Annotated in this window: 26 protein-coding genes; 5 read left to right on the top strand and 21 right to left on the bottom strand. The window is 38.0% G+C overall.

The annotated features are described in order from the left end of the window. Nucleotides 1-7: 7 nt before the first annotated feature. Entirely contained in the window at nucleotides 8-1,339 is a 1,332-nt protein-coding gene (locus J1899_RS09090; RefSeq protein ID WP_066446912.1) for an acetyl-CoA carboxylase biotin carboxylase subunit, read from the bottom strand. Nucleotides 1,340-1,763: 424 nt separating this feature from the next. Between J1899_RS09090 and J1899_RS09085 the strand changes: the two genes are divergently transcribed. After that, nucleotides 1,764-2,237 carry an N-acetyltransferase gene (locus tag J1899_RS09085; RefSeq protein ID WP_214478455.1) on the top strand — a complete coding sequence of 158 codons (474 nt, stop codon included), beginning with the start codon at nucleotides 1,764-1,766 and terminating at the stop codon, nucleotides 2,235-2,237. Between the two features lie 71 nt (nucleotides 2,238-2,308). Here J1899_RS09085 and J1899_RS09080 read toward each other — a convergent pair whose 3' ends face one another. From J1899_RS09080 to J1899_RS09070, 3 genes are all read right to left on the bottom strand, one after another. Further along, on the bottom strand, nucleotides 2,309-2,902 hold the full coding sequence (locus J1899_RS09080; RefSeq protein ID WP_214478454.1) for an RsfA family transcriptional regulator: 594 nt from the start codon (nucleotides 2,900-2,902) through the stop codon (nucleotides 2,309-2,311). 359 nt (nucleotides 2,903-3,261) lie between these two features. Next, nucleotides 3,262-3,435 (bottom strand): 50S ribosomal protein L32, encoded by a 174-nt coding sequence (gene rpmF, locus J1899_RS09075; protein WP_003348855.1) that lies wholly within the window; start codon nucleotides 3,433-3,435, stop codon nucleotides 3,262-3,264. 89 nt (nucleotides 3,436-3,524) lie between these two features. Continuing rightward, nucleotides 3,525-4,052 carry a YceD family protein gene (locus J1899_RS09070; protein ID WP_214478453.1) on the bottom strand — a complete coding sequence of 176 codons (528 nt, stop codon included), beginning with the start codon at nucleotides 4,050-4,052 and terminating at the stop codon, nucleotides 3,525-3,527. A 166-nt stretch (nucleotides 4,053-4,218) separates the two neighbouring features. Here J1899_RS09070 and J1899_RS09065 point away from each other — a divergent pair, with 166 nt between their 5' ends. Further along, the gene (locus J1899_RS09065) at nucleotides 4,219-5,427 is read left to right on the top strand and encodes a nucleotidyltransferase (RefSeq protein WP_066446923.1); all 1,209 of its coding nucleotides are present in this window, start codon (nucleotides 4,219-4,221) and stop codon (nucleotides 5,425-5,427) included. 96 nt (nucleotides 5,428-5,523) lie between these two features. Here the strand turns inward: J1899_RS09065 and J1899_RS09060 are convergent, their stop codons facing one another. Together J1899_RS09060 and J1899_RS09055 are read right to left on the bottom strand one after the other, a co-directional pair. Next, nucleotides 5,524-6,540 carry a SepM family pheromone-processing serine protease gene (locus tag J1899_RS09060; protein WP_214478452.1) on the bottom strand — a complete coding sequence of 339 codons (1,017 nt, stop codon included), beginning with the start codon at nucleotides 6,538-6,540 and terminating at the stop codon, nucleotides 5,524-5,526. Then, a complete protein-coding gene (locus J1899_RS09055) occupies nucleotides 6,537-7,328 on the bottom strand; it encodes a patatin-like phospholipase family protein (RefSeq protein ID WP_214478451.1) in 792 nt (263 codons plus the stop codon). Before J1899_RS09055 ends, J1899_RS09060 begins: the two co-directional genes overlap by 4 nt. A 626-nt stretch (nucleotides 7,329-7,954) precedes the next feature. Between J1899_RS09055 and ylbJ the strand changes: the two genes are divergently transcribed. Beyond that, entirely contained in the window at nucleotides 7,955-9,169 is a 1,215-nt protein-coding gene (gene ylbJ, locus J1899_RS09050) for a sporulation integral membrane protein YlbJ (protein ID WP_066446932.1), read from the top strand. Nucleotides 9,170-9,191: 22 nt separating this feature from the next. Here ylbJ and coaD read toward each other — a convergent pair whose 3' ends face one another. The 3 genes from coaD to J1899_RS09035 form a co-directional block, all read right to left on the bottom strand. Beyond that, complete coding sequence (coaD, locus tag J1899_RS09045; RefSeq protein ID WP_156495803.1) at nucleotides 9,192-9,680, bottom strand: pantetheine-phosphate adenylyltransferase; 489 nt, start codon at nucleotides 9,678-9,680, stop codon at nucleotides 9,192-9,194. A gap of 117 nt (nucleotides 9,681-9,797) precedes the next feature. Beyond that, a complete protein-coding gene (gene rsmD / locus J1899_RS09040; protein WP_214478450.1) occupies nucleotides 9,798-10,346 on the bottom strand; it encodes a 16S rRNA (guanine(966)-N(2))-methyltransferase RsmD in 549 nt (182 codons plus the stop codon). 340 nt (nucleotides 10,347-10,686) lie between these two features. Next, nucleotides 10,687-12,105, bottom strand: coding sequence for a stalk domain-containing protein (locus J1899_RS09035; protein WP_214478449.1), 1,419 nt, complete (start codon nucleotides 12,103-12,105; stop codon nucleotides 10,687-10,689). Between the two features lie 274 nt (nucleotides 12,106-12,379). Between J1899_RS09035 and J1899_RS09030 the strand changes: the two genes are divergently transcribed. Continuing rightward, nucleotides 12,380-12,769 carry a DUF7147 family protein gene (locus J1899_RS09030; protein ID WP_066446941.1) on the top strand — a complete coding sequence of 130 codons (390 nt, stop codon included), beginning with the start codon at nucleotides 12,380-12,382 and terminating at the stop codon, nucleotides 12,767-12,769. 61 nt (nucleotides 12,770-12,830) lie between these two features. Here the strand turns inward: J1899_RS09030 and J1899_RS09025 are convergent, their stop codons facing one another. The 6 genes from J1899_RS09025 to J1899_RS09000 form a co-directional block, all read right to left on the bottom strand. Further along, complete coding sequence (locus tag J1899_RS09025) at nucleotides 12,831-13,106, bottom strand: YlbG family protein (protein ID WP_066446944.1); 276 nt, start codon at nucleotides 13,104-13,106, stop codon at nucleotides 12,831-12,833. A 129-nt stretch (nucleotides 13,107-13,235) separates the two neighbouring features. After that, nucleotides 13,236-13,679, bottom strand: a complete 444-nt coding sequence (locus tag J1899_RS09020) for a YlbF/YmcA family competence regulator (protein WP_066446945.1) — start codon at nucleotides 13,677-13,679, stop codon at nucleotides 13,236-13,238. 55 nt (nucleotides 13,680-13,734) lie between these two features. Further along, complete coding sequence (locus tag J1899_RS09015; RefSeq protein ID WP_214478448.1) at nucleotides 13,735-14,178, bottom strand: hypothetical protein; 444 nt, start codon at nucleotides 14,176-14,178, stop codon at nucleotides 13,735-13,737. Nucleotides 14,179-14,366: 188 nt separating this feature from the next. Beyond that, nucleotides 14,367-14,606: a YlbE-like family protein gene (locus J1899_RS09010; protein WP_151571958.1), complete on the bottom strand. Its 240-nt coding sequence runs from the start codon at nucleotides 14,604-14,606 to the stop codon at nucleotides 14,367-14,369. Nucleotides 14,607-14,620: 14 nt separating this feature from the next. After that, the gene (gene ylbD, locus J1899_RS09005) at nucleotides 14,621-15,025 is read right to left on the bottom strand and encodes a YlbD family protein (protein WP_214478447.1); all 405 of its coding nucleotides are present in this window, start codon (nucleotides 15,023-15,025) and stop codon (nucleotides 14,621-14,623) included. Between the two features lie 182 nt (nucleotides 15,026-15,207). After that, entirely contained in the window at nucleotides 15,208-16,266 is a 1,059-nt protein-coding gene (locus J1899_RS09000) for a CAP domain-containing protein (RefSeq protein ID WP_066446958.1), read from the bottom strand. 367 nt (nucleotides 16,267-16,633) lie between these two features. Between J1899_RS09000 and J1899_RS08995 the strand changes: the two genes are divergently transcribed. After that, on the top strand, nucleotides 16,634-16,996 hold the full coding sequence (locus J1899_RS08995) for a YugN family protein (protein ID WP_066446960.1): 363 nt from the start codon (nucleotides 16,634-16,636) through the stop codon (nucleotides 16,994-16,996). A 73-nt stretch (nucleotides 16,997-17,069) separates the two neighbouring features. On the opposite strand, the gene J1899_RS08990 is transcribed toward J1899_RS08995, so the two are convergent. The 6 genes from J1899_RS08990 to ctaD all read right to left on the bottom strand — a co-directional run bounded on the left by J1899_RS08990 (nucleotide 17,070) and on the right by ctaD (nucleotide 22,386). After that, a complete protein-coding gene (locus J1899_RS08990; protein ID WP_214478446.1) occupies nucleotides 17,070-17,420 on the bottom strand; it encodes an Asp23/Gls24 family envelope stress response protein in 351 nt (116 codons plus the stop codon). 305 nt (nucleotides 17,421-17,725) lie between these two features. Continuing rightward, nucleotides 17,726-18,193 (bottom strand): DUF420 domain-containing protein, encoded by a 468-nt coding sequence (locus J1899_RS08985; RefSeq protein WP_066446967.1) that lies wholly within the window; start codon nucleotides 18,191-18,193, stop codon nucleotides 17,726-17,728. 281 nt (nucleotides 18,194-18,474) lie between these two features. Further along, on the bottom strand, nucleotides 18,475-19,377 hold the full coding sequence (gene ctaG / locus J1899_RS08980; RefSeq protein ID WP_066446974.1) for a cytochrome c oxidase assembly factor CtaG: 903 nt from the start codon (nucleotides 19,375-19,377) through the stop codon (nucleotides 18,475-18,477). Between the two features lie 165 nt (nucleotides 19,378-19,542). Then, nucleotides 19,543-19,878: a cytochrome c oxidase subunit IVB gene (ctaF, locus tag J1899_RS08975; RefSeq protein ID WP_066446977.1), complete on the bottom strand. Its 336-nt coding sequence runs from the start codon at nucleotides 19,876-19,878 to the stop codon at nucleotides 19,543-19,545. A 4-nt stretch (nucleotides 19,879-19,882) separates the two neighbouring features. Continuing rightward, entirely contained in the window at nucleotides 19,883-20,512 is a 630-nt protein-coding gene (locus tag J1899_RS08970) for a cytochrome c oxidase subunit 3 (protein WP_066446979.1), read from the bottom strand. After that, nucleotides 20,512-22,386 (bottom strand): cytochrome c oxidase subunit I, encoded by a 1,875-nt coding sequence (gene ctaD, locus J1899_RS08965; RefSeq protein ID WP_066446981.1) that lies wholly within the window; start codon nucleotides 22,384-22,386, stop codon nucleotides 20,512-20,514. Before ctaD ends, J1899_RS08970 begins: the two co-directional genes overlap by 1 nt. Nucleotides 22,387-22,408: the final 22 nt, after the last annotated feature.

Below are 22,408 nucleotides of genomic sequence, written 5' to 3'. Positions count from 1 at the left end.
AAAGTGCTTACATTTTAATGGTGTTTAAATATGAAGTTGAATAATTGCCATTCTGATAATCTTTTTCATTTAAAATATGTGCAAATAGTGATGCATTGGTTTTAATGCCAGTAATTTTTAATTGATCAAAAAAACGAATGGCTCTCTCAATCACCTGTTTCCGTGAGTCCCCTGAGATAATACATTTTGCAATCATTGGATCATAAAACGGGGTCACCGCTGATTGAGACACATATCCATAATCGACCCTGACCCCTTCAAAGTCCGGCCAATCCAGCTCTTCAATTTTTCCTGGTGAAGGTAAAAACGTAATAGGATCCTCTGCATATAATCGAAATTCAATACTATGTCCTTCAGCAAATATGTCAGATTGCTGCAGCGGGAGGTTCTTTCCGCTTGCGGCAAGCAGCTGCCATTCTACTAAATCAAGACCAGTAATTTGCTCGGTAATCGGGTGCTCTACCTGCAGCCTTGTATTCATTTCCAAAAAGTAAAAATGTTCATTTTCGTCCACAATAAATTCAATTGTACCTGCATTTTTATACTGAACAGCTGCCCCAGCCTTAAGTGCTGCTTCATACATCCTTGTTTTCGCATCTGCTGAAAGTGAACATGCGGGAGCTTCTTCAATTACTTTTTGGTTTCTTCTTTGAATTGAACAATCTCTCTCAAATAAATGAACAAGATTGCCAGCTTCATCTCCAAAAACCTGTATTTCAATATGTCTGGCATTTTCGATATACTTTTCAAGGAAAATGGTTTCGCTGCCAAAATAAGCTTTTGCCCGTGTCTTAACCGTTTGAAACGACTTAACGAGCGCTTGCTCATTTTCACACTTCACCATGCCAATTCCGCCGCCGCCCCCACTCGCTTTTAGCATCACAGGATATCCAATCTCAGCTGCAATGATACAGGCATCTTCCAAACTGGAAACTTGATCACTGCCAGGTACAATGGGTATACCTGCCTTTTCCATGGCCGATCGAGACTGAATTTTATCCCCCATCAGCTCAATTGTTTCTGGATCAGGTCCAATAAAAATCAACCCTTCCCTGTTAACAGCTCTTGCAAATTCAGCATTTTCCGATAAAAAACCATAGCCAGGATGAATCCCATCCGCTTGCTCCTCCTTGGCTATTTCGATGATCTTCTCTGCATTTAAGTATGATTTATTCACTGGCGGCTCACCAATGCGGACAGCTTTCGTTGCATAATGCACATAAGGCAACTGCTGATCAGCGTCTGAATAAACAGCAATTGTTTCAATTCCTAATTTATGGCAAGTGCGCATGATTCTGAGTGCAATCTCTCCCCTGTTTGCAATTAATATTTTTTGCACAGCGAAACTCCTTTCAAAAGTTTGATCATACTGCATAATAAGCGTCGCAATATTATTTATTTCTACAATCTTCTGTTTATTCCTTCTTTAATCGTGAAAACGCTTACTATTTATTTATATGATGTATGGGTTCTATAAAGAATTGCACATTATTTCCATAGATCGAGCACTGAGTCATATAGCCGCATCAGCTTCTGCGGGTTTCACTTTCCCACATCCTCCTACAGGAGTCTCGCACCATTTTGGCTCGCTTCTACTTGTATCTTTAAAATATATTCCAGAAAGTAAAAAGGCAGAATTTTTCGTTTTATTAGTATATAATAATATTAGGCTAGTGCATTGTTATGGATAGCAACCAACTAGTCACTTGTTTATTTTAAAACAAAAAAGATTGTTATACATTTTCAGTCAAGGGGGATTTTAAATGGCATACAAGGTTGAAAAATTAAAAATAAACTACAAGACATTAGAAGAATTTAAAAGATTTAAGGAATATGGATTGCAGGAATTATCTATGGTTGAGGACCTTGAAGCAAATATTATTGAAAATGACAGTGCTTCTCCCTTCTATGGCATTTATTTTGGCAGTCTTTTAGTTGCGCGAATGAGCCTATACAGAGTAGAAGCAAAATTTGACCGCTACTTTGATCCGCCACAAGATTATTTGGAGCTCTGGAAATTGGAAGTGCTTCCAGACTATCAGGGAAAAGGATATGGTCATGCCTTAGTAGAGTTTGCAAAAAGCTATGGCTTGCCTATTAAAACAAATCCTCGTGTTAAATCACAAGAGTTCTGGGCGAAAATGGGCTTTACATCTGTTCATTATGATATGGAGCGTGATTTGGGTGAAAATCCAATTGTTTGGTATCCTAGCGGAGCAGCTGAACAGGAAAGATAAGAATAAAAGGGGCTGGAATGACCCATTCCAACCCCTTTTTTATGGCCTTTATATATAAATGGATGTAAATTCTATACCTTTACATTTTTCTGGCGGCCATCTTCTTTTGTAACCACCATTTGTCTTGCTCTTTCCATAATTTCAATTAGTGCATTATGATCTTTTTCAATGTTTGATAACTCTTCTGTCAGCTTTTCATTTTCGGCAGCAAGGCTGTAGGTTTGGTTTTCCAGCTCTTGAATACGTACTTTATAACTTTCAACTTCTTCTTGATTATTTGTCATTCCGGCTTTTTCATATAAAGCTTTTAAATGTTGTACTAATGCTTCAAAATCAAGCAGCTCTGATTGAACTGCGGAGATGTTTTCAGCAGGAACAGGATTTATCGTTCCTGCAGTATCTGGTACTTCTGCTTGTGTCATCTCCTGTGGGTATTTTTTCAGCTCTTTACGCTGTTTTTTGGCTAATTCAATTCCTGATTTATATTGCTTTCTGACATAGGAATTCCAGCGAAATCCGCAAGCGGCCGCTGTTCTTGATAAACGCTTTCCTACTTCTTCAAATGCTAAAAGCTGTGTTCCCCCTTCTCGAATATGACGAAGCACAACCTCTGCTAACAGCAAATCTTCATCTTGTGACCATGCATCCTGCCGTGTTGAAGACATCAGCAAATCCCTCCTAGTGTTTTTTCTTCATTTTATGCATCTGCTAGAAAAGATAGACTGATATCATGTTAGATTCTAAACATTTCTTTTGTAATGAACATGGACGATCTGCTCAAATGCTCTTCCATTTTTAATGGTAAGGATAAAGTTGAATGAATGAAAAAACTCCTATTGAGTGAAAAACTAGCAGTCCACTTCAGGTTATGTGCATTTGAAAAGTTTTGCACCATAAAGGAGCAGCCAATGGTGATAAGAATCAAAATAGGTCAAACAATAGCTGTATTTCGAGCTAAGCAATATAGTGAAAAATAACAAAAGCACAAGAACATAATGTTCTTGTGCTTTTATTGTAAAAGAAATTAGTTGTTTACAACTTCTTTTCCTTTGTAAGTTCCGCAAGCTTTGCACACGCGGTGAGCAAGTTTCATTTCACCACAGTTTGGGCATTCCACCATACCAGGAACCTGTAATTTAAAATGGGTACGACGTTTTCTTTTTGCAGTTTTAGAAGTCCTTCTAAAAGGTACAGCCATTCTTCCCACCTCCTTAAAGATAATTAAGAAAGTTATGAAGGCCAGATCATGCTGGTTTCTTCAAATGCTTCTTATTTTTCTATCTTCCTTTATGTATCGGAAGAAGAATCGTTTTCGTTAAAAAATTGAGCAAGGCCGGCAAGACGAGGATCAATGCTATCCTTCTTTTCCTGCTCGTGGATGACTTCCCAATCTTTTCCGGATTGAGGAGCTCCTTCATCACCGCTATCTTCGCAAAATACTTGCATAGGCACTTCTAAGATCAAGATTTCATGAATGATCGGCATTAAGTCGACCACATCTCCCTTGAGCTGATAAACCTCTTCTTCTTCCATATCATATCCGATATCTTTCAAAAGAAAAGTTTCAACAGTACTAACATCAATTGGAAGCTTCACATCCACTAATGTCCGGGAGCATGGCAAAATCAAATGCCCTTGAATCTTCAAGTGAAAAGTCACTTTTGCTGAATCAATGTCAGCACGTCCTGTAACATGCATCGGCGAAGCACGTCTAATGTTCGGATCAATTTTCATGACTTCATCGACATTAACGATTTCATCAATCAAAAAGTCCTTGCTACGATTTTTTTGTAACTGACTTAAAGTCCATTTCATACGAATCACCCCAAGGCAACAAAGGTAATTATAGCTTTCATATAATTATTTGTCAATATTTTTTCTTTACACTATAATGTAGACATTATCAGCGTATTTGAAACTAAAATTTAAAAAATTCTTTTTAAACTTCCTGCATTTAAATGATTTTGAAGGAGGCCAATCTATGGAAGCTGTTGGCGTTGTTGTTGAATATAATCCTTTTCATAATGGACATGCCTTTCATTTGCGTGCCGCAAAACAAACTTCTGGGGCAAATATCGTCATTGCTGTCATGAGCGGCAGTTTTCTTCAGCGCGGAGAACCTGCATTTGCTTCTAAATGGACAAGAGCTGAAATGGCTTTGCGTGCTGGAGCTGATATTGTGTTTGAACTTCCTTATCAATTTGCTGTTCAGCAGGCTGATACGTTTGCTGCCGGGGCAGTGTCGATTTTGGAAGCTGCACGGTGTAAATCCCTTTGCTTTGGAAGCGAATCAGGAGATATTTCCCAGTTCCATCATGCAGCAATGTTCTTTGCTCGGCATGAAAAAGAATATCAGGCAAGCATCCGTCAGTTTTTAGTAAAAGGTAACAGTTATCCAAAAGCAGCATCACTGGCTGCGCAAGAACTTCAAAAAAATGCGGGTACACTTGATTTGTCCCAGCCAAATAATATTTTAGGCTATCAATATGTAAATTCTATTATAAAACAAAATGCATCCATAAAACCACTCACTATTAAAAGAAAAAATGCGGACTATCATGATCAGTCATTCACCTCAGATGATATAGCAAGTGCAACCAGCATCCGCAAAGCACTCTTTGCGGATGGAGGAAGCATAGAGGATATCGCACCATTCGTGCCACAATCAACCTTTAACTTAATGCTATATTACCAAAAGACATACGGTACATTTCATCATTGGGAGCTTTACTGGCCCCTGCTGCAATATCGGCTGCTGCATTTAAACGCTCATGAGCTGAGTACCATCTATGAAATGGAAGAAGGGCTTGAGCACCGTTTTTTAGCAGCTGCTTTAAAAGCTGATTCTTTTCATCATTTTATGACTTTAATTAAAACAAAACGGTACACATGGACCCGTCTGCAGAGAGCTTGTGTACATATTTTAACGAATTCATCTAAAGAGGACATGAAGGGACATGAAAAAGCTGATTATTTGCGGCTCTTAGGCATGACAGCAAATGGGCGCTCTTACTTAAATAAATATAAAAATGATTTAGGACTTCCGCTTGTATCCAGGGTTTCCTCGAATCAATCTGCTGGACTTGCACTTGATATTAAAGCATCCCGGGTATATGGATTAGCCACAGGTTTAATAAATAAAAAGGCATTCATTTCACAAGACTTTACACAGTCTCCGATTATACTGTAGGTATTTTTTGAGTATGCGGTTTCTTATATTCGTTAAACCCGATCTATATGTAAAAAAGAAGCCTTCTGTCTCTCAAAGAGTCAAAAGGCTTCTTTCTTACTTTTCTTCTAAGGCCATTAAATACTCAATTGCATCATCAAAAGTATCTACAGGCACAATTTTCATTTTAGTATCAATATCATCTGCTGCAGCGGAAGCTTCTATGTAATTGGAATTTTCCGCATTGTTTTCGTTTGGAGCAAAAAAGATTTCTGCACCCGCCTTATCAGCTGCCACTACTTTTTGTTCAATTCCGCCAATGCGCCCGATTGTACCGTCACTGCTCATCGTACCAGTACCAGCAATCTCATATCCTCTTGTTAAGTCTTCCTCGACCAATTGATTGTAAATCTCTAAGGAAAACATAAAACCAGCTGAAGGTCCTCCGATATCTGAACTATCTACAGTTACTTCTGGTTCTACTTTTATTTCTTTGTCATCAACGAGCGATATGCCAACGCCAGGTTTCTTTGTTTGCGGCAGAAGATCAACTGTTAATGCTTCATCTTCTGTTCTGCCATTTCGTTCATATGTAAGCATAATTTCGTCGCCTTCCTCTTTTGAGGCAACAAGATCAATAAATTGCTGTGATGATTCAAATTCTGTACCATCAACAGCATATATGCGGTCAGCTGGCTCTAAAATGCCGTCTGCTGGCATATCCGGCAATACATTTAATACATAAACTCCTCTGTAATTAAACTCAACCGGCAAACTGGCTTTTTTATAGGCTACTTCAATTGCTGACAATTTTGATGAGTCCATTAAATATAATTGACGGACATTATACTCTTCATCTGTTTCGTCTTCAGCACGGATGTCTTCAACAGGATGAAGCTCCTGATACTTGCTCATTTTCGCAATGAGGTAGGCATAAATATTTGCTTTGCCCATTCTGACTGTTGTCAGCATAAAACTTCCTTCTTCTTCATAGCCGTTCTCAACCTCAATGATAGGCTCTAACTCTTTTGCCATACCCGGTTTGGATACATAATAAGGAAGATGGTAAAAGGAACTTAGCATGATTATGATTGCAACGATTATAAAGGAGCGAGTATAAAAGCGTTTATTCATTCTTGTGCAGGCTCCTTCCAATTAGAAATATAATTTTTTATTTCAATGACTTGCTTAAGCATTTCTTCCTCGCCAATTTTAATAATTTCTTCAATATTTGTAAAAGCTTTTGCACTAAACATTTCAACCCTAGGCTTGATCATAAAGTCAGAGGCAATTTCACGATGCATAACCAGTTCCATTTGTAAGATATCCAAGCTTTGCATTATGACATCATAAATGGATGTGATTTCCGTATTCACTTTCACATGTGAAACATCTACGGCTATGACAATATCAGCACCCATTTCTTTTACAACAGACACCGGTACACGATCAACGACACCACCATCAACAAGCAGACGTCCATTCACTTTTTCAGGTACAAAGATCCCTGGTATTGAAATACTTGCGCGAACAGCTTCTGCCACTGGACCTTCCTGAAAAACGACCTTTTCACCTGTAAGCAGGTCTGCCGCAACAACCCTAATCGGGATATTTAATTCCTCTAAACGCTTATTATGTGTAAAAATCCGAATAAGCTCTTTTACTCTTTTCCCTGAAATAAACCCCATTTTTGGAACGGTAAAATCAAGATAATACTTTCTCTTAAATCCTTTAGAGAATTTGTATAGCTTTGTCAGCTCTAATCCAGAAGCATAAAAACAGCCAACCATTGCCCCCATGCTGCTTCCAGCTATCATATCAACCTGTATGCCTTCATCCTCTAACACTTTCAAAACACCTAAATGAGCAAAGCCTCTCGCTCCGCCAGATCCAAGTGCCAGACCAATTTTTGGACGACTCAAAGGATTCCCTCCTTCAGTTACCATGCTTGTATATTCTTATGGTCTATTTTTCATATGTATGAGTATATTGATTAATATGGTAACTAGAAAAGCGGAGGCGGCTTGCCCAGCCGCGACAAGCATAAGTCAAGCTGGCATAAAGGTTGTTCTTTAACCTTTAGGACGGATTGACTTATGACCTCGAGCGGCTAGCCGCCGGAGCTAGACAATTCGAAAAGCGGAAGGCGCTCGCCCAGGGACGACAAGCTTAAGACAAGCCAGGCGAAAGGTCGTTCTTTGACCTTTTGAATGGATTGGCTTAAGACCTCGAGTCCCTAGCGCCTGAAGCTAGACAATTCGAAAAGCGGAAGTGGCTTGCTCAGACCCGACAAGCATAAGACAAGCTGGCATAAAGGTTGTTCTTTAACCTTTAGGACAGATTGACTTATGACCTCGAGGGTCTAGCCACTGTAGCTAGACAATTCGAAAAGCGGAAGTGGCTTGCTCAGACCCGACAATCATAGGACAAGCCAGACTTAAAGGCGATACCAGTAACTAGGTTAGGCACTTATTATTTTACACATTATTTTATCATTAAATGAAATGTGTTGCACATTATGTTCACTTAAGTAAGGGAGGATCTGCACTTGTTTCGTTCAAAATTAAAAACCATTGTTCTTGCACTTTCTGTAACGATGATGGCAGTTTCGCTCATCTCATTTCCGCAGGAATCAGTAGATGCTTCCATAAGAGGATTAGATATGTGGTGGGAAATTGTTTTTCCTTCACTTCTTCCTTTTTTTATTGTTTCTGAAATGCTGATTGGATTTGGTGTTGTCAAATTTATCGGGGTTATGCTTGAACCGCTTATGCGCCCATTATTTCGTGTTCCTGGAGTCGGAGGCTTTGCCTGGGCAATGGGAATGGCCTCGGGATTTCCAGCTGGAGCAAAACTATCTGCCAGACTTCGCCAAGAGGGTCAATTAACAAGAATAGAGGCAGAAAGACTCGTCTCCTTTACAAACTGTTCGAATCCCCTTTTTATTTTTGGTGCTGTTTCTGTTGGTTTTTTTGGAAATGCTAAGCTGGGTGTCATTTTAGCTCTCGCCCATTATCTTGGGAATTTCACTGTAGGTATACTGATGAGATTTCACGGTCACAAAGAAAATAAGAAATACAAAGAGAAACAAAAAGCTCCATCAATCCGAAAGGCTTTATCTGCCTTACATAAAACAAGAATAAATGACAATCGTCCACTTGGTAAATTATTAGGAGACGCAGTGATGTCATCCATCCAGACTTTATTAATGATTGGCGGATTCATTATATTATTCTCGGTAATCAATAAAATGCTCTTCCATGTTGGCATAACAGCATTTTTAGCTAAAGGGATTGAAATGATGCTAACCATGCTGCATTTTCCAGTCGAACTTAGTCTTCCGCTGATCTCTGGCCTTTTTGAAATCACTTTTGGCAGCCAAATGGCGAGCCAGGTAGATGAGTCAACATTAATGCATCAAGCAGTTATTGTCAGCCTTGTTCTTGGCTTTAGCGGTTTTAGCGTCCAAGCTCAAGTGGCAAGCATACTTGCTCAAACAGACATTCGTTTCAAGCCATTCTTCTTTGCGAGAATTCTTCATAGCTGTTTTGCTGCTTTTTACGCTTACCTTTTATGGAATCCAATCTATGTTCGCTTTTACAGCAACGAGCCAACCTCTAATGCCGTCCCGGTTTTCAATTTTGGTGATGGATTAATGTCTCAAAAAATACTTAATTCCTTAGCAGAGATTGGTCCATTAATAACGATTTTTGCCTTAATGCTGTATACAATTATTCTTGCCAAAAGAACGCTGGCAAAATAAATAAGCCTCCCAATATGGGGGCTTATTCTTTTGAAGCAAACTTTTCTTTCAGTGCTGATTCCACACTGGCTGGAACAAGCTCTGAGACATTGCCATTATACTTAGCGACCTCTTTGACAATACTTGAGCTTAAAAAAGAGTATTGATTGTTCGTCATCACAAAAAATGTTTCGATTGCATCATCTAAGACTCTATTCATAGAAGTGATTTGCATTTCATATTCGAAATCGGAAACCGCTCGCAATCCTCGGATAATCGCACTTGCCTTTACGCTTTTAGCATAGTCGACAAGCAGTCCCTGAAAGGAATCTACCTTTACATTCGGAATATCGCTTGTCACTTTTTTAATTAATTCGATTCTCTCTTCTACTGAAAACAATGGGTTTTTAGAAGAGTTATTTAATACGACCACATGCAGCTGGTCAAATACCTTAGCACCTCTTTTTATAATATCCAGGTGTCCATATGTAATGGGATCAAAACTCCCTGGACAAACCGCTACCTTCATCAATATACCCCCAATATGTACACACTTTATGTGCCAACTATGGAAAACAAATCATGTAAACTTGTTATAGGAACGAAATAAGGAGAAACAAACAGTACTAGCCTCGCCTAAATTCCTGAATTACCTTTTATAGATTGAAATCGATATCATTCCATAGTTTTCGTGCTTATATTGCACAAAGCTGCCAATCTGTTCCGGTAAATGAACATCCGAACCATGCTCGCAAATGATCGTGCCATCTTCGGCAAGCAATGCTTCTCTATCAATCAGTTCAATCAGCTTGACCAGCTGCTGCTTCTTGTATGGTGGATCTAAGAATATATAATCAAATACAAGCTCTCTTTTTATAATTGCCTTTAAAGCTCTTTCAGCGTCATTGCGATAAACTTCACTTTGTTCTGTAAATCCGCTGGATGAAAGATTATCATGAATGGTTTGTATTGCCATCCGTTCCCGGTCTACAAAAATAACTTTGTCCACACCTCTGCTGATTGCCTCAATCCCAAGTGCCCCGCTGCCGGCAAATAAATCAAGGCAAAGTCCTCCTTCAAAATATGGACCAATTATATTAAACAATGCTTCTTTCACTTTATCAGTTGTCGGCCGGGTTGTATTCCCTGGGACAGGCTTTAAGCTTCTCCCTTTCTGCGAACCAGAAACAACTCTCATATCATCACCACTGCTACCATTATTGATTTTTTTTCTTCCCTATCCTACCATATTTGCCGATCGCAATCCAACCAATATTTTGAAATCGTTATCATTCCTCGTAGTTTCGTTATTATTTTTTATTCTGATGTGTATATTGAACTTTATTGTGGAAATACTGTTATTAACAGCATCTATTCGATGATGCTGTTGCCAACCGCGGAGAAGACTTACGTTTCCCCATAAGTTCTTCCTCCGGTTTCTCCTCTCCCTTTGCCTTCTATCCTTAAGGATATAGAAGGACCCTGCAGAAGTCTGCAGGGTTTTCTTTTTATTAATTGCACTATTAAAAATGGAATGACTACTGAGCAGCTTTGATTGATATTTCAGAAGCACTTTCATCTATTTGTATATTAAATATTGAATCTAACCACTGCTTCTCCATATAAATACTTCCGTACATAGCTGTTAATGGATTTTGCAATAAGCCATAATTATCTTCATTTAATATAAATATGTTTTTGTTTAAATAAAAACGATAGCTTTGTTCTTTATTTTGGATTAAAACGGTCTCTTGATCAGGTAAATATTGAACGTTGTATCCATAATACTCCATCGTTTCCTTTAGTGGAAACAATCTTCTTGTTCCTTCATAGATGACTTTGTTATCTTTTTCTTCCCCATTGACGATTAATTTGCGGTCATCATAATAAAATAACGGAATAAAATCATCACTCTTGCTATTGAGAGTATAGAAGCTTGTCCGAAAGCCCATTATTTTTGTTAAAGCCTGATCAAGTTTTTCTGTTGTCAATGCATCCGGCTCATTATGAACAGATGAGAAAAAGAGATCGAGCTCATTTTCCGTCATTTTTTCATTCATTTCTGTTAAAACAGCTTTCCCTCTCGCTGTTTGTGCTTCTTTCCCCAGTGAATAAGCAATAAACACATCTGCAAGCCAGTTTTCTTTAAGCTCCAAGGAAGCAAATTTATGCTCAAAATAATGAGTTAACAGCTTAAGCTGCAAAGCCTCGTCAGTGATGCTCTTATTCACAATGATGAAGGAATCCTCCTCAAACTCCTTATGCTGATCTGTTACAACAATCGAATGCCGTTTAAAATCATTAAGTTCACTAATCACTTTAAAGGAAGATGGCTCAAAAATTGAGGAATCAGCATAATAATTGAAGCCTGCTTTTGTTTCAAAGTAGTTCAAAGGTGCTGCCTGCCAATATAATGCAGTAGCATCCCCGCTTCCTGCAAAGGAAAAGAAATCAATATATTCTTTCTCAATGTGACCCTGCAGCGGTAAACCCGACATCCACGAACCTGCTCTATTTACGGATTCAGTCACTTCCATTCTTGTTTCAGAAAGGACTATATCCGCTAGGCTGACAGTCCATTGATCTACTAATAAGGAACTGCCTCTTTTCCCAACCGGAATGGTATATGAAAAATTTAATTCGCCATTCTCACTGGTATAAAAGTATGGCTGATCTCCTTCAGCCTTACATGGATTGCCATCTGTATTTGTACATTGAAAATTAAACAGCTTTTGAGGGACAACTGCTTCATATCTCTCTCCCTCTGTTAATCCGCTGATGGTTTGTTGAACCGATAATTCATTGCCTTTCGTATACACTGATAATTCCTGTTTTATATTGGATGATTCAGAACTGTCTGGGTCTTTTTGTTCAGAGAATGCTTCCCATTGCCAGAAAAGCATACCGCTAATAGATGCCGACAGTATTAGAAATATCAATAGAAATGCTCTCCACATCGTCATTCTCCTTTAAAAATTCATGCTGATTATCCTTGAAGCCTTTACATGACTCTGTCTAAAGAGTGCTATCACAACAATTTTCTACAAAAGATCCTTTTTATAAAGTGTATCAAAAACAGGGACATACGTCACAAGAAATTTATCGTTTTTTAAATAAATTAATCCGTTTGGCACAATCTGATTTTTTAGGTAAACTTGTATAGGGAAAATTGATTATATACTTTAAAATAATAAAAGTGGAATACAACGAGAGAGTAATGGAGGAATAATCATGATACAACGTTTTATTGAGCTTGGCGAAGGATATTCTGACCTTTATGAACTTCTTGAAATTGCGGAAGTTAATAAACATCGTTTAGCTAAATTGATGGCATTTCATACAAATGTGAACCATAAAGAGGTAACCTCGCTTGCTGTTATATTAAACCCTGCTGCAGAGGGGAAATTTCAGCCGCTGTATATTTGCCTGGAAGGCATACCAAATCCAAACATGAAAGCAAATAAACGCTATGACCTTTTTAAAGAGAAAGCAGAGGAACTTGGACAAACCATTTTTGAATTAAAAGTAAAATCATCCGCAGAATTTGCGGAGAAAGAATTATTTTATCAATATTTGATCGGTATCCTCCGTTTAAATCACTACATTCCACCGCTTCAATAAAATTCTGCAAGAAAAAAGAGCACAAACATGAGAGGGCGGGATTAATTCCCGCCTTTTCACATTAAATGCCCATCTTATAATCATATTCTTTTGCTTTATCCGGCTTTGAGTTTTCAAACTCCATTTTTAAAAATGGTTTATATGAGGGTTCGGCATTTTTTACAAACGAATATGCATTTAGCTTATTAATTAAAGCTTCTGTTTCATCCATGTCACAGTATAAAACAACGTATTTGAGCCTTTTTGACACAAAGTGGACATTCCCAAATCTTCTTAACATTTTGGCTTGTTTAAGTGAATAAAGCCAAACAATAATCCCTTGCCTTTGACCTAGCATATATTTCCCTCACAATGACATTATTTTCTATAGTCTAGCATAAAAAACTTTTATTGTTCAATTTGTTATAGAAAAGAAAGTAAAAAAACAAGAGAAGCAGCAATGCTTCTCCCAATTAATGCATCTATTTTATGCTGAACAGCCGCAGCTGCCGCCAGATCCACAGCCTCCGCCACAGCTGCTGGAAGAAAAATATGGACTTCCTGTTGGTACTTTCACGCTTTGTGAGACTGACTTTCCAATCAGCATGCCGATTTCATCCAGCAAGTTCTGCAGCTGATTTTCGGCTAAACGAAACTGTGCGACATTCTCATCCATATCCATGTCCCGTTTAACTTCACGGATCGTCATCATCACTCTTTTGTATTCAGGATGATATTTCCCGAAACGCTGTACTTCTTCGTACAGTTCTTTCAGTTCTACAAAGGCAGCTATTTTCCGCTGGCTTTCTTTACTGTTTTTCATGATATTTAAACGTGTACGGTATTCCTCTGCAGCTTCTGATTGAATAACCATTAGAGAGAGTTCATCCGAAGCATCTAATATTTCCAATGTTTCTAAAGTAGCAAGCATCTTTAGCTCACCTCCAATCCATATTTTATCATGAAAAAAAGGAAAGCTAAAGTGTTCAGGATTGAATTCGTACAGTAAATTCTTTTTTCAGTTCCTCATGATAAGATGTATTATCATTTTTTAATACGTTCAGTTGAATAGTATGAGTACCTGCAGGCAGGTTTTTAATGATAAATGCAGCGGATGTGATGTCCTTTTGTTTGCGACCATCTACAAACAACCCGATCTTGGCCCTATTTTTTCCGCTATCCGCCCGAAATGAAACACCTGGGATAATGCACTCAACATACACATTCATTCCCTTCACTTGGTGTCTGACAAAGAATTGGGGAGCAGTCTCCATATTAGCAGCCTGGACAGATCGTCCATCCTCTCCACCCTCAAATATATGTAGAGGCTCAACAACAAGTTTCGTTTCAGGCTCTGGTATTTCATTACCGCATGCGGATAATAATACGGTATAAACAAGTATTAAACAAAGCTGTCGTATGATTCTCATTTACGCTTCACTCCTTTGTGCCTTATTCTTTACAGGAGTGAGGGATTTTACTCTTTCTATTCAAAAAAGCTCCCTTAAATCTAATGTTAAAAGCAGTGATAATCATGTGCTCAGAAACTTGTCTAAACACTTGAAGCAAATTGCTGATTAAAATACAGGCTAAAAACATAGTCTCCTTGCTGAGAAGACTATGTTTGAGAGTTCATTGCCTGAAACATGCCCATCATCATTGAAGCCATCTGTACACCATTATTAAATTTTTCAACATGATGAGGAATGGTTTTTCGATGGTAATGCAAAGAAGCAATTTCAAATGCCTGCAAATCCATTGGATTTCTCGATAGTTTTCGATACCAATGAGGCTGTTCACGAATGAAATTTCTTAATTCCTGATTTTGTTCAATATATTCAATTACTTCTTTTCTCACTCCAGCCACACTCCTTAATCTTTTCGAAAGCCAAATGGATTTGGCGGAGGATTATTACTTGCTCCGGATGACTTCCCGTCCGTTACCCCTCCTTGGAAGTTCCCAATAACACCTTGAATTGCAGCTAATGCCTGACTAATATTTTGTACATAAACCTGCATTTGATTGGCATCCATTTTTTTCAGAGATCCCAAAAGAGTTGCCATAAAATCCATTTTCTTATCATCGTTTGTATCTTCTTGCTTTTCGTTCTCCTGTTCTGAATTCCACCTAGTGTCTTCTTCACCAAGCAGATACCAGTCTTCATATAATTCCTGCCATGTATGCTTTCCAGATCGAACATCCTTTACAAGTTCCGGGTGTTCTTTAACAAATAACTTAAACTTCTCTACAGAAGGATGAAGTTTTTTTTCCGCCATTTTTCTCACCTCATTCTGTTACAAATGCCTATAATACGATATGTATCCAATAAAAATATGTGAATGCATTGCTGTTTCTTTTTAAAGGTACTGATTTCATAAATGTATTACTGTTCATTTCGTTTCGATAGAGCATAAAAAAAGACAATTCTGCCAGAAGAATATCTTCCAGCAGAATCGTCTTACTCTTGCCACTTTTCAATGAAGTTTTGTGTATAGTGTTTTTCGTATACTCCCACTCCCAGGTGAGTGAACTTATCGTTTAATAGACTTTCCCTGTGCCCTTTGCTGTTTAGCCAGCCTTCTACGACTGCAGGTGCATCAATATAATTTGCCGCTATATTTTCCCCTGCAGATAAGTATGTAACCTCTCCGGCTTCCAAGCGATCAGATAATTCTCCATACCTCTCTGATGTATGTGAGAAAACCTCCGTTTCAAACATATCGATACTATGACCAAGTGCCACAGCAGCAGTTTGATCGTCCCATTCTAAAGGTTCCATACCATGACGGACACGTATAACATTAGTGATGTCTAAAATTTGAAGCTCTTTCCCTCTATTTACTTGATCATTGTCCTCTGCCTCTGTTCCTGCCTCAAGTAATTCTCCTCTGTAAACCATTTCGTATGGTCTTAATTTAAGAAGTGTTTCTGTATTTACAAATCTCACACTTGATAATGTACCGGTAAATTTATCTATATACAGCAGAGCGAACACATCACCAAGCCGAATAATTGGCCGTGTATTCAGATCTTCTTCTGATAATTCAAAACGATAAGAGCTGTTATCATATTCGATGTTGACATTTGTATCTGCAAAAACGGAAGCATATAATTCAGAGGCAGCCTGACCAATTTTGAAAGGTTCAACATCTGTTTCGCTGCCAGTAGCAAAAACAGTAACTGCCTGCTCATCCTCCATGCCTACCTGCATATAATTATGATCATTTATTGCATAAATCCACCATTCATAATCGTATAGTGAAGGATCAACTCTTTGCGGTTCACCGTATAATTCAATAAGTTCTTGCTCCGATTTCCCAATTAAGGCAGCTAACCCTGTTTCCGGCATTTCAATCCCAGAATTGGTTTCATCAGAATCTACTAATGCCTGTTTTTTCTCAGGTTCAGTATTTTCTTCCTGTATCAGGATCTCCTGTTCTTCACCTGTTGAATCAAAGTAAAGCCAAATAAGTAAAAATGCAGCTATAAGTGCTAGAATTCTAACTAAATTTCGCAAATTTCATCCTCCCTTCTATCATTTTCTCTATCATTATATGTTTGTCCTTTAAAAATAGTATAACATCAAATAAATTCTTTAAAAATGTTATAAATATTTCCCCTTTTTCAGTACAGGACTATTTTTATTGGGCATTTCCATTAAGAATGCTCTTTAAAACTTGAATAAGATAAAATTTTTATAAGGGTTAAGGTAGAACCCATTTGAATTAATGGTACCACAAAATTGTTGAAGGATTAGGTTTTCTCATTCATTGACGTTGCAACTTCTGCTTTTTTCTACTATTATTAAGTTTGAGATAATTTTGTAGGAATGACGCATTTTTCCTTGCTATTATGCACGGAACGATTGTAGGAGGGGAATCGATATGAAGTTTGAAAACATTGGATTAGATAAACTAAAAGCAGACTTAAATCGGCTGGACGAGGTTATGCTTTCATACGGTTTAGTCCGTGAAGGCCAGTGGGATTACGAAAGAGTTACATACGATCGCAAATTTGAATTAAAAGATGGTGTTTATTATTTGCGCGTTTTCGGTTATGCTGCTGAAGGAGATGTAGGCGCTCACAAAGCCCTTATCCAGATTATGACACCGCTTTTAGGCAAGCATTATTATCCGCATGGCGTTGAATATGGTGAGGGAGAAACTTTTCCTAAAAGCCTTGTCAGCCAATGTGAAAAAATCCTTACAGATATTAAAAATGAAGTTGAGAAATTTGCACAGGCTTAACTCTTTACATGTGTCGCATTTTTGAGTGATACAAACAAAATAAACCAGACGACTAAGCAGTGCGTCTGGTTTTTTATTGCTTTTTTTCATGCATATATCTTTTTATCGCTATATCCACCTTTTCTACATTCACACCTGTAAAAACCCGTATCTCCTCGGCAATCTTTTCTTGAAGCACCGGCAACTTTTGTATAACAGATGGTGTATTGACCACCGTAATATTTATTTTAATTTGTACTTTTTCCTTATCAGGATATGAAATATTTAGAGCTTCTCCAATCGGTGATGGAAAAATGTTTGTAAATTGCATGCGTTTATACATTTCTACATGCTCGAAATCATCAATATTTGCTTCAACTATTGTATTTATGATTCCTTCTGCAATAGCGTTCCGTTTTTTCAGCAGCCCTTCTTTTTCGCTCAACTCCCATCATCTCCTTCTTTACTATTTAGCTTTCTATAAATAATTCAAAAAATCATCAAAAGGTGACGGTTATAGTGTATAAATGATAATGATGTACTAATTACCATTTTTACTCTTTCATACTTTACCTGCAAACTCTCCCTCTAATAGAGGAGATCTTTTAGTCAGCTTGCAGCGTTTTTCGACACAATAGAAAAAACCCGAACGATTAGGCAGAAGAATAAAGCAAATTCTTTCTCCCAATAGTCGGGCTGATCTTGTTTGTAATTGTACTATACAGTGAATAAGCTGTTTTTGTAACTTGATTAAAATCCTAAAATTGCCTTAATAACAGAAGTTGTCTCCCCGCCATGATAAAATACATAAAGCAGTAAATAGACAGCTACACCAGTAATGGCAGTGAAAAACCAAACTATACTCGTAATGGGACCAAGCTTTCGATGGCGGGCCAGTTTATTTTTATAGCCGGTATATAAACTGATAATCCCCAGAACTGCACCAATTGTGGCTAACGTAATATGAAAGATAAGAAAGATGGTATAGTAAATTTTAATATCATCTGGACCGCCAAAAGCTGTATTTCCAATAAAGATTGTTCTGCTTGCATAAATAATAAAGAATATAACCGCAAAAAGCCCGGCTAAAAACATTGATTTTTTATGAGCTTCCAGTTTTCTTTTGCTAATTTGAACCCAGCCTATTGCAACCATGATGGCACTGAGAACTATAAACGTTGTACTGATTGTCGGTAAAATCGGCAATGAAAATTCCATAGTAACTTCCTCTCTGGCTATATATGTATACATAAAGCAATAACTAACAGACACATTGCTCATTCTATTAAAATATAGCGCACTTTTCAACAGTGATACAGTCTTTTTGGATAAAATTCAGTAATTGTTCATATTATTTCTAGAAAATGTGATTTTGTTAACTGATATCTTTATCATAACCACATTTAAGAATCATCAGCAAAATGGAAGAAAAAGCACACATAATAGAGTATAAAAAAATAAAACTGCCCTATAAACTAAGGCAGTTCTACTTCGTTCTCTTACTCAATCGGCTGTGGATTTAAGAGCTTTTCAGTGTGCGGGTCTGTTTCCTCTTGTTCTTTCTTGTACCAGCTGAAGAATACTAAGGCAAGTACATACCCATATACAATTTCCTGAATGATTTTCATTATAACTCCGCCAAGCTGCTGATCATGGACAAGAGACATGGAACTAAACATCTCTGGGCCGCTTAAATCTAAACTGCTTAATAGAGCAGGTGAAACACATAGAGCGAGTGCCTGTCCCCATGCTGCAGGGTCAGAGTACGTAGCATACATCGGTGTATCAGCAAAGATAATTAACGCGCATGCAGGTGTCAGCAGGACACCATCTGCAAAAATATAACCGACCTTTTTAAGTCCGCTCAGTTTTTCCTGCTCTGGAAGCGGATTAATTAGCGGCCACCACATAATAATCGAAACGATAAACAAAATGGCTGTGTAGCCTTCATGCAGCCAGAAATTAATTTTTATCGTATCGAAAATGAGAGGGATATGATAAAAGGAAAATAAACCATTGAATAAAATCAAAGCTACGATTGGTTTTGTAAAGAAATTAAAAGGTTTGCCAAAAAATTTCTTGGCTAGCAGTGCTCTCCAGACCCATTTAGGAATACCTAATATGAAAAAGATTGGAGTAATTAAGTAAAGCACAGCCATCTGAATCATATGAGCATAAAACATTAAATGCCCCATTAAGTCTAAAGGAGAACCTTTAATGATATACAGCAAAATGATACCTGTTGTAAAATAGGCGGCTTCTTTTCTGGTTAGAGGCTCACTGGTTGAAAATTTGCTGCGGAACTTTGTCATCAGAAGGAAATAGATCCCTAATACGACCAGCAGCATAACAAACAGTGACGGACTCCACAGTGCATTAAAGCCAAAAATATCTAAACTCATTTGTATTCACCTCTGTTCAGATTCTATTATAGTATATTATTTCACCGCGCTCAACTCGAGGTTTAAGCAAATAATAGAAAAAATAGAAGGAGATTCACCATGATAGTAATCGATCTTTTCTTAAGCATAAAAAGAAAATCGGCTAATAGCCGATTTTCAATGATTTTACCACCAGATCACTGTCATAAATGCTAGCACAGTGATAAAGCCGACGAATACGCCAGAGTATAAAAATAATGCAGGTGCTTCATGTCCTTTGTGGCTCATATGCATGAAATAATACAGTTGAAAAGCCACTTGAACAAAAGCCAAGACAAGGATAAAAGGTACAGCAAATGATGCAGAAAATCCTTCATATCCAACTGCAACGAATGCTACTAAAGTCAAGAAGATCATCAGTGCAAAGGTAATGATTTGATAGCGCATTTCCTCTGCATTTTTTTTGCGGCGATATTCAATGTCTACTTTAGGGTTTCCTGAATTTAACTGTTCATTTGTCATCAGTTTATCCCACCATTCCCATTAAATATACGACAGTGAAGATAAATACCCATACAACGTCGATAAAATGCCAGTAAAGACTAGCTACATAATATTTTGGCGCGTTGTACAGATTTAATCCCCGTTTGCCATTTCGAATCATTAGTGCAATAAACCACATTAATCCAAAAGCAACGTGGGCACCGTGGAAACCTACAAGCGTATAGAAGGCAGATCCAAATGCACTGCTGGTAAATGTATGGCCGAATTCATGCACATAATGATTAAACTCGTAAATCTCGAGTCCTAAGAAAACTAGACCAAGAAGAACAGTGATTGCAATCCAAAGCTGCATCTTACCAAAGTTGAAGTTTTTCATATGATACATAGCATATACACTTGTCAGCGAGCTTGTTAATAGAATCATGGTCATTGCAAAAACAAGCGGCATCTCAAACAAATCTTTTGCTAGAGACATTTCACTATTTGGAACTTTATCTTTTAAAGCAAGATATGTCGCAAATAAAGATGCGAATAAAACCGTTTCTCCGCCTAAGAAGAACCAAAAGCCAAGAAATTTATTTTTCGCCTCGAGGGTTTGTTTTTCAGGCGACGCAGGCCATGTTTCATTTGTGAATTTTTCTTCTGCTTGCATTATGCCTTTACCCCCTTATCATCATCGTCAACCAATTCCTCTTTATGAATATGGTATCCATGATCATCTTTAACTGAACGAACAAGCATAGAACCTAAAGTGATTAATAATCCGATAATTAAGACTGGAATGCCCCATGTGTTGCCTTCGTCAGCATGATACATGGCACCAAACGCTGCCACGAATAATCCAGATGACATCACAAACGGAATAATTGAATTGTTTGGCATATGGATATCACCTAATGGTTCAGCAGGTGTCATTCCTTTTTTGCCTTCCATTTTTTCAATCCAAAGTGCATCTAATCCGCGCACTAGCGGCAGCTGCTTAAAGTTATAGAATGGCGGCGGTGAAGGGATTGCCCATTCAAGTGTACGTCCATCTCCCCATGGATCACTGCCAACCTTTTCGTTTTTAATGCTAGTCATAATAATATTAATTAAAAGAATAATCGTTGATACTGCCATAAAGAACGCTCCAACCGTACTGACTGCATTGGCTGCATCCAAACCTTGACCTTCATTGAAAGTAAAGATACGGCGCGGCATTCCCCATAATCCTAAGAAATGCTGGATAAAGAATGTTAGATGGAATCCAATTAAGAACAGCCAGAACGTCCATTTACCCATTTTTTCATTAAGCATTGTTCCAAACATTTTTGGCCAATATAGATGTGTTCCAGCTAATAGTGCAAACACAACCCCACCAACAATAACATAGTGGAAGTGAGCTACTACGAAATAACTGTCATGATATTGATAATCCTGTGCAGCTGAAGCAAGCATTACCCCTGTTACTCCACCCATTGTAAATGAAGGAATAAAGGCAACAGCATACATCATAGGAGTCGTAAACTGTATGCTTCCTCCCCACATCGTGAACAGCCAGTTGAAGATTTTAATTCCTGTAGGTACAGCAATTGCCATCGTTGCTACAGCGAAGATCGCATTCGCAATTGGACCCATACCTGTTGTAAACATATGGTGAGCCCATACCATGAAGCCTAAGAAACCGATTAACACGGTCGCAAAAACCATGGACGAGTAACCGAAAAGACGTTTTCTTGAGAAAATCGCAAAGATTTCAGAGAAAATCCCGAACGCCGGAAGAATCAAAATATAAACCTCAGGATGCCCGAAAATCCAGAAGAAATGCTCCCAAATAATCGTATTACCACCCATTGTTGGATCAAAGAAATTAGCTCCAAACATACGGTCAAATAACATTAGGAATAAACCGATTGTTAATGGAGGGAAAGCAAATAGAATTAATGCAGATGTAACAAAAGTTGCCCATGTAAACATTGGCATACGCATATATGTCATACCAGGTGCACGCATATTAATAATCGTTACAAGGAAGTTAATTCCCCCAATTAACGTACCTGCCCCGGATATTTGCAGCCCAAGTACATAGAAATCAATTCCATGGCCTTCTGATGCAAGTGATAAAGATGCGTAGGAAGTCCAGCCTGCATCAGGAGCGCCGCCTAAAAACCAAGAAAGGTTTAAGAATACGCCTCCGAAGAAAAATAGCCAGAATCCTAAAGAGTTTAGAAATGGAAACGCAACATCACGCGCACCAATTTGAAGTGGCATAATGGCATTCATAAAAGCAAAAACAAGTGGCATCGCAGCCAAGAAAATCATCGTAGTTCCGTGCATAGTTAAAATTTCATTATATAGTCCCGCACTGACAAAATCATTATTTGGTACGGCAAGCTGAACACGGATAAACATTGCTTCTAATCCACCAACTAAGAAGAAGAATCCGCCAGCTATTAGATAAAGGATCGCGATTTTTTTATGGTCAACTGTTGTCAGATAGTCCCATATAGTAGCGCCGAACCCCTTTTTCTGAGCTAAGGTACTCACAATTTTACCTCCCTTTTAAACA

It is taken from the genome of Cytobacillus gottheilii (assembly GCF_018582665.1).
Lineage (GTDB): Bacteria > Bacillota > Bacilli > Bacillales > Cytobacillaceae > Cytobacillus > Cytobacillus gottheilii.
This window is presented reverse-complemented; position numbering and strand designations above follow the sequence as displayed.

Coding starts and splice junctions, on each gene's coding strand:
- J1899_RS09085 (WP_214478455.1), top strand. CDS start 1,764: ATGGCATACAAGGTTGAAAAATTAAAAATAAACTACAAGACATTAGAA.
- J1899_RS09080 (WP_214478454.1), bottom strand. CDS start 2,902: ATGTCTTCAACACGGCAGGATGCATGGTCACAAGATGAAGATTTGCTG.
- rpmF (WP_003348855.1), bottom strand. CDS start 3,435: ATGGCTGTACCTTTTAGAAGGACTTCTAAAACTGCAAAAAGAAAACGT.
- J1899_RS09070 (WP_214478453.1), bottom strand. CDS start 4,052: ATGAAATGGACTTTAAGTCAGTTACAAAAAAATCGTAGCAAGGACTTT.
- J1899_RS09065 (WP_066446923.1), top strand. CDS start 4,219: ATGGAAGCTGTTGGCGTTGTTGTTGAATATAATCCTTTTCATAATGGA.
- J1899_RS09060 (WP_214478452.1), bottom strand. CDS start 6,540: ATGAATAAACGCTTTTATACTCGCTCCTTTATAATCGTTGCAATCATA.
- rsmD (WP_214478450.1), bottom strand. CDS start 10,346: ATGAGAGTTGTTTCTGGTTCGCAGAAAGGGAGAAGCTTAAAGCCTGTC.
- J1899_RS09035 (WP_214478449.1), bottom strand. CDS start 12,105: ATGTGGAGAGCATTTCTATTGATATTTCTAATACTGTCGGCATCTATT.
- J1899_RS09030 (WP_066446941.1), top strand. CDS start 12,380: ATGATACAACGTTTTATTGAGCTTGGCGAAGGATATTCTGACCTTTAT.
- J1899_RS09025 (WP_066446944.1), bottom strand. CDS start 13,106: ATGCTAGGTCAAAGGCAAGGGATTATTGTTTGGCTTTATTCACTTAAA.
- J1899_RS09020 (WP_066446945.1), bottom strand. CDS start 13,679: ATGCTTGCTACTTTAGAAACATTGGAAATATTAGATGCTTCGGATGAA.
- J1899_RS09015 (WP_214478448.1), bottom strand. CDS start 14,178: ATGAGAATCATACGACAGCTTTGTTTAATACTTGTTTATACCGTATTA.
- ylbD (WP_214478447.1), bottom strand. CDS start 15,025: ATGGCGGAAAAAAAACTTCATCCTTCTGTAGAGAAGTTTAAGTTATTT.
- J1899_RS08995 (WP_066446960.1), top strand. CDS start 16,634: ATGAAGTTTGAAAACATTGGATTAGATAAACTAAAAGCAGACTTAAAT.
- J1899_RS08985 (WP_066446967.1), bottom strand. CDS start 18,193: ATGGAATTTTCATTGCCGATTTTACCGACAATCAGTACAACGTTTATA.
- ctaG (WP_066446974.1), bottom strand. CDS start 19,377: ATGAGTTTAGATATTTTTGGCTTTAATGCACTGTGGAGTCCGTCACTG.
- ctaF (WP_066446977.1), bottom strand. CDS start 19,878: ATGACAAATGAACAGTTAAATTCAGGAAACCCTAAAGTAGACATTGAA.
- J1899_RS08970 (WP_066446979.1), bottom strand. CDS start 20,512: ATGCAAGCAGAAGAAAAATTCACAAATGAAACATGGCCTGCGTCGCCT.